General features: G+C 64.7%; 10 protein-coding genes. 7 read left to right on the top strand and 3 right to left on the bottom strand.

Going from position 1 to position 11848, the window contains the following annotated elements; genetic code table 11:
* The first annotated feature begins 2 nt into the window (after positions 1-2).
* On the top strand, positions 3-1340 hold the full coding sequence (odhB, locus tag U1700_RS00670; RefSeq protein WP_332749276.1) for a 2-oxoglutarate dehydrogenase complex dihydrolipoyllysine-residue succinyltransferase: 1338 nt from the start codon (positions 3-5) through the stop codon (positions 1338-1340).
* Positions 1341-1349: 9 nt separating this feature from the next.
* Entirely contained in the window at positions 1350-2750 is a 1401-nt protein-coding gene (gene lpdA / locus U1700_RS00665; protein ID WP_332749275.1) for a dihydrolipoyl dehydrogenase, read from the top strand.
* A 19-nt stretch (positions 2751-2769) separates the two neighbouring features.
* Here lpdA and U1700_RS00660 read toward each other — a convergent pair whose 3' ends face one another.
* Together U1700_RS00660 and sppA are read right to left on the bottom strand one after the other, a co-directional pair.
* A complete protein-coding gene (locus tag U1700_RS00660; protein ID WP_332749273.1) occupies positions 2770-3306 on the bottom strand; it encodes a GNAT family N-acetyltransferase in 537 nt (178 codons plus the stop codon).
* Positions 3294-5165, bottom strand: a complete 1872-nt coding sequence (sppA, locus tag U1700_RS00655) for a signal peptide peptidase SppA (protein WP_332749271.1) — start codon at positions 5163-5165, stop codon at positions 3294-3296. Before sppA ends, U1700_RS00660 begins: the two co-directional genes overlap by 13 nt.
* A 101-nt stretch (positions 5166-5266) precedes the next feature.
* Here sppA and U1700_RS00650 point away from each other — a divergent pair, with 101 nt between their 5' ends.
* Positions 5267-6667 (top strand): MATE family efflux transporter, encoded by a 1401-nt coding sequence (locus U1700_RS00650; protein ID WP_332749269.1) that lies wholly within the window; start codon positions 5267-5269, stop codon positions 6665-6667.
* Here the strand turns inward: U1700_RS00650 and U1700_RS00645 are convergent.
* Positions 6622-7176, bottom strand: a complete 555-nt coding sequence (locus U1700_RS00645; RefSeq protein ID WP_332749267.1) for a L,D-transpeptidase family protein — start codon at positions 7174-7176, stop codon at positions 6622-6624. The genes U1700_RS00650 and U1700_RS00645 overlap by 46 nt on opposite strands.
* 243 nt (positions 7177-7419) lie before the next feature.
* Here U1700_RS00645 and groES point away from each other — a divergent pair, with 243 nt between their 5' ends.
* The 4 genes from groES to U1700_RS00625 all read left to right on the top strand — a co-directional run bounded on the left by groES (position 7420) and on the right by U1700_RS00625 (position 11828).
* Positions 7420-7707, top strand: a complete 288-nt coding sequence (gene groES, locus U1700_RS00640; RefSeq protein ID WP_332749266.1) for a co-chaperone GroES — start codon at positions 7420-7422, stop codon at positions 7705-7707.
* Positions 7708-7801: 94 nt separating this feature from the next.
* Positions 7802-9448, top strand: coding sequence for a chaperonin GroEL (gene groL / locus U1700_RS00635; protein WP_332749265.1), 1647 nt, complete (start codon positions 7802-7804; stop codon positions 9446-9448).
* Positions 9449-9710: 262 nt separating this feature from the next.
* Entirely contained in the window at positions 9711-10649 is a 939-nt protein-coding gene (gene lepB / locus U1700_RS00630; protein ID WP_332749263.1) for a signal peptidase I, read from the top strand.
* 438 nt (positions 10650-11087) lie between these two features.
* Positions 11088-11828 carry a PspA/IM30 family protein gene (locus U1700_RS00625; protein ID WP_332749261.1) on the top strand — a complete coding sequence of 247 codons (741 nt, stop codon included), beginning with the start codon at positions 11088-11090 and terminating at the stop codon, positions 11826-11828.
* Positions 11829-11848: the final 20 nt, after the last annotated feature.

The following is an 11848-nucleotide window of genomic DNA, read 5'->3' as shown; positions in this document are numbered from 1 at the left end:
ATATGCCAACCGATGTGAAGGTGCCGACGCTCGGCGAATCAATCACAGAAGCGACGCTGGGCACCTGGCTCAAGCAGCCCGGTGATCCGGTTGCGGCCGACGAGCCGATCGCCAGCCTCGAGACAGACAAGGTCAGCGTTGACGTTCCTTCGCCCGTCGCAGGTATTTTCGGCGAGGCACTGGTCAAGGAAGGCGACACCGTTGCCGTCGGCGCACTCATCGCGCGGATTGGCGAGGCTGGTGCTGTTGCTGCCGCTCCCGCTCCCGCTCCCGCGACTTCGTCGGCGGACACTGTCGCTGCCGCTCCGCCCGCTCCCGCCGTCGATCCGGCCCCCGTCACCAATCCTGCCGGCCCCGCCGAAACCCCCGCACTCAAGACCGACGAGCATGCGCCGACCGCCGACAGCCCCGGTTCGGCCAACGACGCCGCGCTTCGCCTGTCCCCCGCGGTCCGCCGCGCAGTGCTCGAAAATCATGTCGATCCGTCGGCGATCCAGGGCTCGGGCAAGGACGGCCGCCTGACCAAGGACGACGTCCTCGCCGCCGCCAAAAGCAAGGCTGCGCCTGCACCTGCTGCAACGCCTGCGCCTGCTGTCTCCTTGTCTTCGGACCCTGTCGCTGCTGCTTCGTCCGCGAGTGATCGCCGCGAAGAGCGGGTGAAGATGACCCGCCTGCGCCAGACAATCGCCACCCGCCTCAAGGAGGCGCAGAACACTGCCGCGATCCTGACCACCTTCAACGACGTCGACATGACCGCGGTGATCGACGCCCGCGCGCGCTACAAGGATCTGTTCGAAAAGAAGCACGGCATTCGCCTCGGCTTCATGGGCTTCTTCGTAAAGGCCGCCGCGCTCGCCGCCCGCGACGTCCCCTCGGTCAACGCCAGCCTCGACGGCGACACGATCGTCTATCACGACTATCTCGACGTCTCGGTCGCGGTCTCGGGGCCAAAGGGCCTGTTCGTCCCCGTCGTCCGCTCGGCCGACAAAATGTCCTTCGCCGAGGTCGAGCAGGCCATTGCCGGCTATGGCAAGAAGGCCAAGGACGGCACGCTCAGCATGGACGACATGAAGGGCGGCACCTTCACCATCTCCAACGGCGGCGTCTTTGGCAGCCTGCTGTCGACCCCGATCATCAACCCGCCCCAGTCGGCCGTCCTCGGCATGCATCGCATCGAAGATCGCCCCGTGGCGCGCAACGGCCAGGTCGTCATTCGCCCGATGATGTATCTCGCGCTAAGCTATGACCACCGGTTGGTCGACGGGCGCGAGGCCGTGACCTTCCTCGTCCGCATGAAGGAAGCGATCGAGGACCCGACGCGCCTGCTGATCGATCTGTAAGGACCATAAATGGCTGACACCAATTACGACGTTCTCGTCATCGGCTCGGGACCCGGCGGCTATGTCGCGGCGATCCGCGCGGCGCAGCTGGGGCTCAAGACCGCCTGCGCAGAAGGCCGCGAGACGCTCGGCGGAACGTGCCTCAACGTCGGCTGCATTCCGTCCAAGGCGATGCTCCACGCGTCCGAACTTTATGAGGAAGCCCACTCGGGCGCGCTCAAGAAATTCGGCATCAACATCGAAGGCGCGACGCTCGACCTCGACCAGATGCACGCCGAAAAAGCCAAGGCCGTTACCGAACTGACCGGCGGCATCGCCTTCCTGTTCAAGAAGAACAAGGTTGACTGGTTGAAGGGCTATGCCACCTTCGAAAGCGCCAACTCGGTCAAGGTCGGCGGCCAGACGATCACCGCGAAAAACATCATCATCGCCACCGGCTCCTCGGTCACCCCGCTCCCCGGAGTCGCGGTGGATAATGATGCCAAGATCATCGTCGACTCGACTGGTGCGCTGGCGCTGCCGAAAGTCCCCGACCATCTCGTCGTCATCGGTGGCGGGGTCATCGGGCTCGAACTCGGCTCGGTGTGGAAGCGCCTCGGCGCCAGGGTCACCGTGGTCGAATTTCTCGACCAGATCCTCCCCGGAATGGACGAGGAAGTCCGCACCGAATCGGCCAAGCTGTTCAAGAAGCAGGGCTTCGACTTCCGCCTCGGCACCAAGGTCACTGGCGCCACCGTCGCCAACGGCAAGGCCACGCTGACTGTTGAATCGTCGAAAGGCGGCGCCGCTGAAACCATCGAAGCCGACGCCGTGCTCGTCGCCATCGGCCGCCGCCCCAACACCGAAGGGCTCGCCCTTGACAAGGCTGGCCTCGCGGTCAACGCCAAAGGTCAGGTCGACACCGACCATGATTTCCGCACTTCGGTCCCCGGCATCTGGGCAATCGGCGACGTCATTACCGGCCCGATGCTGGCCCACAAGGCGGAAGATGAAGGCCTCGCCTGCGCCGAGAATATCGCCGGGCAGACGGGCATCGTGAACCACGCCGTCATCCCGTCGGTGGTCTATACCATGCCCGAAATCGCCGGGGTCGGTCTGACCGAGGAAGCCGCCAAGGCGCTCGGCGAGATCAAGGTCGGCAAATTCCCCTTCGCCGCCAACAGTCGCGCCAAGACCAACCGCGACACCGACGGCTTCGTGAAGATCATCGCCGACGCCAAATCCGACCGAGTGCTGGGCGTGTGGATCATCTCGAGCCTTGCCGGCACACTCATCGCCGAAGCCTGCATCGCGATGGAGTTCGGCGCGACCAGCGAGGATATCGCCTACACCTGCCACGCTCACCCGACCCACGCCGAAGCCATCAAGGAAGCCGCAATGGCGGTGCGGGGCAAGGCTATACATATCTGACGTGAAGAGGCGTTCTTCGCTACAACAGCATGCCCGGCTCGCTCGGTGGCACCGCCCGCTCGGCAAGGTCGCGCTGCCAATAGCCGATGTCGACCCATTCCCCGAGCTTGTAGCCGGGCGCCTTGATCCGTCCGGCGAGCGTATAGCCAAACGCCTCGTGCAACCCCGCGCTCGCCGCATTGGGCAGCGAGATACTGGCGATCGCCGTGACGAACCCGGCCTCGACCAGCGCGTCGATCAGCCCGGCCATCAACGCTCGCGCCACCCCGCGGCGCTGCGCTGCCGCGGCGACATAGACCCCCGTCTCGACCGCCCAGCGATAGGCCGACCGCTGGCGAAAGCAGCCCGACGAGGCATAGCCAAGCAGCCGCCCATCCTCCTCCGCGACCAGCCACGGATAGGCGATCCCGCCGCCCAATATCCGCCGTGCAACCTCGTCCGCATCGGGGGGCACCTCCTCGAACGTCGCCTGACTGGTCGCTACGAACGGAGCATAAAGCGCGGCGATCGCGGCGGCGTCATCGGCCCCCGCGCGCCGGATCCTCAGCTCGCCCACAGCCACTTTGCGATCGTCGCCAACACGCCGTGCGGCACATCGCCCTTTACCGTCACCCCGGCGCTCGGGCCGCACTCCAGGCAACGCACCTGGATCGATGGCCCGGCCATGATCTGCTGCACTTCGGCCAGCGCGCGGCTGACGTCGCTCGCCGGGGTCGGCGACAGGCTGGCGAAGGCGTCGGTCGTCCCGGCCTCGTCACTGTCGCTTCCGGCAATCGCCGCCATCAGGCCTTCGCTCAGGCTGGTCGGGCGGTCGAGGTAGCGCACCCCGCGCTCGTCGCCCAGATTGGCCAGCGCCGCCGCCTTGGCGATCGCCGCGTCCATTCCGCCGAAGCCGTCGACCAGCCCCAGCTGGTGCGCCGTCCCGCCGTCCCACACCCGGCCTTGCGCGATCTTGTCGATCTCCGCCGGGCTCTTGTGCCGCGCTGCCGCGACGATCCCCAAAAACTTGCCATAGACGCTGTTGATCCCCGCCTGGATCAGCGCCCCCGCCTCGGGCGACGGTCCGCCCAGCAAATCAGGCTCGCCCGACAGCGGGGTCGTCTTGATCCCGTCGGCGCCAACTCCCAGCTTGGCCAGTGTCCCCTGGAAGCTCGGCAGGATACCAAACACCCCGATCGACCCGGTGATGGTCGATGGTTCGGCGAACACGTAGCTGGCGGGCGTCGACACCCAATATCCGCCCGACGCGGCGACCGATCCCATCGACACGACGATCGGAATTTTCTTTTCCTTCACACTGAGCAGCGCCTGGCGGATCCGCTCCGACGCCAGCACCGATCCGCCGGGCGAATCGATGCGTACGACCAGTGCCTTCATGTCGTCGCCGCGAAGACCCTTGCGGATCGCGGCGGCGATGCTGTCCCCGCCGGCGGTGCCGAGCGGCGCCTTGCCGTCGACGATCTCCCCGGCGATCGTCACCACCCCGATCGGCCCGCGCGGGCTGCGGTCGACCTTGTCTTTCAGATAGCTGTCGAGGCGGATCGACTTATAGCCGCCGGCTGCCTTGTCATCCTCGCCGCCAAGCTTGGCGAGGTGGATTTCATACGCGCGCCGATCGGCGACCTGGTCGAGCAGCCCGCTGTTCTTCGCCGCCAGCGCCAGGTCGCCGCCCGCCGCCTTCACTGCGCCAACTTCGTCCTTCAAATAGGCATCGATCTTCGCGGCCGGCCGCGCTTTCACGATATCGTCGCGCCAATTCTGCAGCAGCACCCCGCCCAGTGCCTGTCCCGCGGCCTTGGCCTCGGGCGACATGTCGTTGCGGATGAACGGCTCGACCGCCGACTTGTACGTCCCCACGCGATAGACGTTGGCGGTCACGCCCAGCTTGTCGAGCAGCCCCTTGTAATAGAGGTTCTTGCCGCCCGGCCCGCGGACCGCGACGGTGCCGAAGGGGTTGAGCCAAATCTCCGACGCATGCGCCGCCAGCTGGTAGCTGCCGTCGGTGTAACCCGTCGCATAGGCAACCACCGGCTTGCCCGACGCCTTGACCCGCGACAGCGCCGCGCCAAGCTCGCCAATCGCCGCGCCGCCGCCGCCAAGGAAACCGTCAAGGTCGAGCGCCACCGCCTTCACCCGGTCATCGGTGCGCGCCGCATCCAGCGCGGCGGTAAGGTCGCGCAGCTGATATTGGCGGACCCGCTCGCCCTGGCCCGACAGAAGTGCCGACGCGCTCGGCTTCGATGCCTGCTCGACCAGCGACCCGTTGAGCGTCAGTGCGAGCACACCGTCCCTGACCGGGGGCGAACCCGCCGACAGCGCGGCGTATATCCCGCCGAAGAAGATGAGCATGAGCAGCAGGACGAGCGCGTCCTTGACCCCGACCAGCAATTTCCAGATCGCGCGAACGAGACGCATGAGATTGTCCTTATTTGTGTTGATCGCCTGCTAGCCTGAACGCGCGCTGCCCGCCAGACGGGGAGTTGCGCTTGTCTTCATCCGCCCGCAAAGACCCGGCCGTGAAATCTTCCCCCCGCCTCGACGAATTGCGCGCGACACTCACCCTGGCGTGGCCGCTGATCCTGTCCAACCTGACGATGGCGCTGATCCAGGCGACCGATGTCGTGCTGATGGGCTGGCTCGGTCCGCATGCGCTCGCCGCTTCGGCGCTGGGGCTCAACCTGACCTTCGCCTTCCTGCTGTTCGGGATCGGGGTGATCACCGCTTCCTCGCCGATGATCGCCACTGCCTTCGGGCGTAAGGCGCATAGCGTCCGCCAGGTTCGGCGCACCTTTCGCCAGGCGCTGTGGCTGGCGGTCATGCTCAGCCTCGCCATCTGGGCGCTGCTGTGGAATGCCGAACCGATCATCCGCGCGCTCGGCCAGCAGCCGTCCCTCGCCCATGATGCCGGCCGTTTCCTGCGCGGTTATATGTGGAGTGCGCTGCCCTTCCTGCTGTTCCAGGCAATGCGCAACTTCCTGTCAGCGCTTGAACGGCCCGGCTGGATCCTCGGCATCAGCCTGATCGGCATCGCGCTCAACGCGCTCCTCGGCTGGGCCTTGATCTTCGGTCATTTCGGGCTTCCCGCGCTGGGCATCATCGGCGGCGGCATGGCCAGCAGCATCGTCTGGGGCATCCTTGCGCTCGCGCTTGGGATCGTCCTCGTCACCGACCGCCAGTTCGCCCGCTTCCATCTCTTCGGACGATGGTGGCGCGCCGACTGGCCGCGCTTTTTCGCCCTCGTGAAGCTTGGCCTGCCGATCGGCCTGGCGATGAGCTTCGAGGGCGCGGTGTTCGGCGCCGCGGCCTTCCTGATGGGGTTGATCGACGCGGAATCGGTCGCCGCCCACGCCGTCGCGCTCCAGATTGCGGCCTTGAGCTTCATGGTCCCGATGGGGCTTGGCCAAGCCGCCACGGTCCGCGTCGGGCTTGCTCTCGGCCGCGGCGACCGCGCCGGGATTACCCGCGCCGGATGGACCGCGTGGGGCCTTGGCGTCGGCTTCATGGCGCTGATGATGCTGTTGCTGTGGCTTGCCCCGCGCCCGCTGATCCTGCTCTTTCTTGAAGACACGCCGGCCAACGCTCGCGTCATCGCCCTCGGGGTCAGCTTCCTCGCCATTGCCGCCGTCTTTCAAGTCGTCGACGGCGCGCAGGTCGTCGGCGCGGGCATGCTTCGCGGGCTTCACGACACCCGCGTGCCGATGTTGTTCGCGCTCCTCGGCTATTGGGGGATCGGGATCGGCGTCGGCGCGTGGCTGGCGTTCCGGCGTGGCTGGGCAGGGCAGGGGATCTGGGCCGGTCTCGCACTCGGCCTCGCGATCGTGTCTGTGCTGATGATCCTCCGGTGGCATCGGCGCGACCGACTCGGGCTGGTTCAGCCTTCGATGAAGATCACGTCACCGGTCTTGACCACGCCATAGAGCTTCTTGGCGAACGCCATCGGCAAGCGGATACAGCCGTGGCTCGCGGGGTAACCCGGCACCACCCCGCCATGAAGCGCCACGCCCCAGCGGTTGAGCCGCAGCATGAATGGCATCGGCGCATTGCTGTAGCGGTTCGACCGGTGGAACATTTCCTTCGCCAGGATCGGGAACTGGCCGACGGGGGACTCATGATCCTTCTTGCCGCTTGAGATGGTCGTCGCCGCAATCATCTTCTCGCCGCGATAGACCCACGCCATCTGGTCGGACAGGCTGATGACCATCTTCGTCGTCCCTGCGGTGGGAACGTCGGCGATCCAGCGCGAGTCTGCCGGCTTCAGCGCCGCCGTCCCGAATGTCGCCGCCATCTCGGCCTTGGCCTTTTCGCTATAGCCCCAGCCATATTTGGTGGGCACGGGCGCCGCGACGGGGCCTGCGACCGGAGCCATCTGGGTGGCGCACCCGCTCAGCAAAAGCGCAGCAGCGACGGCAGTAACGATCGACTTCACGGGATGCTCTCCTTGAAGTCGGCTTCATGCCGCCATCGCGCTGCAATAGCCAATGATACTGCGCGTTTAAGCCTCGCTGATCACGCTTCTGTCATGAACGCGCTACTCGAAAGAGATCGAACCGATATTGTACGTCAGATGCTTGACGCTTGTGTGCCGCACACCCATATGCGGGGCATCGCTGGCACTCCCAACCGGAGAGTGCCAAGCGGCTAGGTCCAATATTAAAGGGAAATCAGGAAGATGGGTTTCAGGCCACTTCATGACCGCGTGCTCGTTCGTCGAATCGAAGCCGAGGCAAAGACCGCTGGCGGGATCATCATCCCCGACACCGCCAAGGAAAAGCCACAGGAAGGCGAAGTCGTCTCCGTCGGCACCGGCGCCCGCAATGAGCAGGGCACCGTCCATCCGCTCGAGGTCAAGTCGGGCGACAAGATCCTGTTCGGCAAATGGTCGGGCACCGAGGTCAAGGTCGACGGCGAAGACCTCATCATCATGAAGGAAAGCGACATTCTCGGCATTGTTGGCTGACGCCAACGGGCCCGGGAGTTCTCGGCTGAACTTCTCGAACACGCTCACGAGCGTGAACATTCGGAACATTCGATAGTAGGAAAGGGTAGCCACCATGGCATCCAAGGACGTAAAATTCGGCCGCGACGCGCGTGAGCGCATTCTTCGCGGCGTCGACATCCTGGCCGACGCGGTCAAGGTCACGCTCGGCCCCAAGGGCCGCAATGTCGTCATCGACAAGAGCTACGGCGCGCCGCGCATCACCAAGGACGGCGTCACCGTCGCCAAGGAGATCGAGCTCAAGGACAAGTTCGAGAACATGGGTGCGCAGATGCTGCGCGAAGTCGCCTCGAAGACCAACGACATCGCCGGTGACGGCACCACCACCGCGACCGTCCTTGCCCAGGCGATCGTTCGCGAAGGCATGAAGTCGGTTGCTGCCGGCATGAACCCGATGGACCTCAAGCGCGGCATCGATCTTGCCGTCGTCAAGGTCGTCGAGGATCTCAAGGCGCGCTCGAAGCCCGTCGCCGGGACCAAGGAAATTGCCCAGGTCGGGATCATCTCGGCCAATGGCGATACCGTCGTCGGCGAGAAGATTGCCGAAGCGATGGAAAAGGTCGGCAAGGAAGGCGTCATCACCGTCGAGGAAGCCAAGGGTCTCGAATTCGAGCTCGACGTCGTCGAAGGCATGCAGTTCGACCGCGGCTACCTCTCGCCCTACTTCATCACCAACCCCGAGAAGATGTCGGTCGAGCTCGCCGACCCGTTCATCCTCATCCATGAGAAGAAGCTCTCGAACCTCCAGGCGATGCTCCCGATCCTCGAGAGTGTTGTCCAGTCGGGCCGTCCGCTGCTGATCATCGCCGAGGACATTGAGGGCGAGGCCCTGGCCACGCTCGTCGTCAACAAGCTTCGTGGTGGCCTCAAGGTCGCAGCGGTCAAGGCGCCCGGCTTCGGCGATCGTCGCAAGGCGATGCTGGAAGATATCGCGATCCTGACGGGTGGCGAGATGATCTCGGAAGACCTCGGCATCAAGCTCGAGAATGTCACCACCGCGATGCTCGGCACCGCCAAGCGCGTCACCATCGACAAGGACAACACCACGCTCGTCGATGGCGCCGGTGACAAGTCGGGAATCGAAGGCCGCGTCACCGCGATCCGTCAGCAGATCGAGAATACGACGTCGGATTACGACCGTGAAAAGCTGCAGGAGCGTCTGGCCAAGCTGGCCGGCGGCGTTGCGGTCATTAAGGTCGGCGGTTCGACCGAGGTCGAGGTCAAGGAGCGCAAGGATCGCGTCGACGACGCCCTCCACGCGACCCGCGCCGCGGTCGAAGAAGGCATCGTCCCCGGTGGCGGCACCGCGTTGCTCTATGCAACCAAGGCGCTCGCCAACCTCAAGGGTGCCAACGACGACCAGACCCGTGGCATCGACATCATCCGCAAGGCACTTGAAACCCCGCTTCGCCAGATCGCCACCAATGCCGGTGTCGACGGCGCCGTGGTCGCGGGCAATCTGCTTCGCGAAGATGACGAGACGCGCGGCTTCAACGCCCAGACTGAGACCTACGAGAACCTCGTCGAAGCCGGCGTGATCGACCCGACCAAGGTCGTCCGCACCGCGCTCCAGGACGCCGCCTCGGTGGCCGGCCTGCTCATCACGACCGAAGCGGCCGTGAGCGAGCTCGCCGAAGACAAGCCGGCAATGCCGATGGGCGGCGGCGGCGGCATGGGCGGCATGGGCGGAATGGATTTCTAAGCCGCAGCGGCCTGACTTAGCGAAGCGAATGCCTTGCGTTCGTTAGCTAAGTCAGGACTCGCGAAAGCCCAGTTCCACGTCAGCAGCGGCTTCGCCGCTGCCCCGCCAAAGCGAAAAGAAAGGCCGGCCGGGATCACTCCCGCGCCGGCCTTTTCTTGTGCGACAACAAGGCGGGCGTCGGCCTACGTTCGAGCAACGACCGCAAACATCCCCTCTATTCAGCCTAGTGCGCCGGTCATACGTAGAAACAAAGGGATGCAACATGAACGACGAACCTAGTGATGGTGCGGACTTTCGAAGCTACGGTGCGCGCGCTGGTATTACAGCGCTGAACTTGATCGCGCCTGGGCTGGGTCTTCTTCGCGTGGGTAACTGGCGCGCGGGCGTAATCCTATTGATGGCTCCCCCGGCATTGATGGCGCTCACGACGCTGGCGATGGGACATTTGCCGATCTCCGGCTATCGTCAGATCATCATCGCCCTGGCAGTCATAGTTAGTGCGGCGGGAGCGATCTACGTTGCTTCGGGAGTAATGACATGGCGTCAAAGCAAGCGCTTTACGCCCGCGCGGGGCTGGTCGCGCTGGTATGGATTGACCGCCGTCGCGACGTTCGTCCTGATCCTGTCGCCATTTGAGACCCATCTGCTGCACCGTTTTTACAAACCATTTTTTGCGCCGTCAGAAAGCATGGCGCCGACCATTGGCAAAGGCGACAAGTTCCTCGCTAACATGATGTTTCGAGGCCCATTCAAACGAGGCGACATCATTATTTTCACGGCGCGAGATGGCATCAGGATCAGCCGCATCGCAGGAATTGCGGGAGACTCGATCGCAGTTCAAGCTGGTGTGCCGATCTTGAATGGCAAAGCTGCGTTACAAACGGCGCACGGGCGGACCGAGTTCGTGCGATCCGACGGTCCCGAATCCGGGGCCGTCCTGAACGAGCAATTGCCTGGCGAGGCGTCGCCGCATCGCATTTACGATATAGGCCCATCGCCGTACGACGACATGCCGGAGGTCGTCGTGCCTTCTGGCCACCTCTTCGTCCTTGGCGACAATCGCGACCGCTCCGCCGACAGCCGGGTCCCGCCTGAATTTGATGGCGTGGGAATGGTGCCCTGGACGTCGGTGATTGGACGACCAATGTACATCCATTGGAGCAGCGATCACGCGAAGGTAGGGACGCGCCTCGACCAATAGTGCCCTACTGACGATTTTCCTGTCCTACAGAAGAGCCAATATGCTTGGCTCATCCGATGATTCTTCGCGCCATCCCTGACCGATGGACACCCGTTGCCAGCCGAGGGCATGTCCGCGTCCTCCCGACGACACGCACGACACGCACGACATCGCTGACATGCATGACACAAAACCGCGTTACACTGTCTACTTGTCCAAAACGCCGGCGCTGCCGCTCGCGGGTTTTTGATGGCCCCTGTCGCTACCGCTCGGAGTCTTTGTTTGCTCGCCTGTCGCTGCCGCTCGCTCGCAGGCTCGCGTGCGCTAACCGCTTTGTAACCGTCTTCGCTTAATCGGATCATCGAACAGGAAACCGGGGCGCTGGCGTTGAGTGCAATTTTCGCAATTTTATGCATCGTTTTCTTCTGGTGGGCGCTCATTGCGGGCGCCCGGCAGGTGATGCGGCGCCTGTTCGGCTTTTTCGCCGGCATGTGGACCGGCGGGCGCAGCTTTGACGAGCAGCGCTATTATTCGAACGCCGCCGATACCACCCGCGCTCCCAACCTGGAATCGGTCACGCGCGAGATGGAAGCCACGCTCGAGCGCGAGCGCAATGGCGCCGCCGACCTGCTCGCCCAGTCGGCCGATCGCCATGCCCTGCTCAAGGACGCCGAAAAGGCCATCGCCGGCTGGGACGAGAAAGCCCGCACCGCCATCGCCGGCAATCGCGACGACCTCGCCCGCGCCGCGCTGACCGAGCGCTTCAAGGCGACTGAATGGGCTGATGGCCTGCGCGACGAAATTGGCCGCATCGACGATTTGCTGCGCGGCTACCAGGTCGATATTCGCGGGCTCCAGACCCGGCTCGGCGAAGTCTATCGCCGCCGTTCGATGGCCGATGCCCGCATCCAGCGCGCCAACACCGGGGTCGACGCCTATTCGCTGCTCAAGGGCGACAAATGGGAGCAGGCCGCCCCGGGGCTCGACAGCCTAGACCGCAATGCCGATTTCGCCGAGGCGCGCCTGGAGGCCATGAGTCTTGGCTCGGCGCCATCGACCTTTGGCCGCCGCGCCCCTGCCGCCGCCCTCTCGCCGTCGTCCGCACAGGCCCGCCTGCTCGAACCGCTGTCGCGCGCCGCGCCTTCGGCGATCGACACCGAACTCGCCGCCATGAAAGCCCGCCTCGCCGGGCAAGCATAAGGAGCATAAAAAAAGGGCCG

The sequence above is a fragment of the Sphingomonas sp. RB1R13 genome (assembly GCF_036663775.1).
Classification (GTDB): domain Bacteria; phylum Pseudomonadota; class Alphaproteobacteria; order Sphingomonadales; family Sphingomonadaceae; genus Sphingomicrobium.
This window is presented reverse-complemented; position numbering and strand designations above follow the sequence as displayed.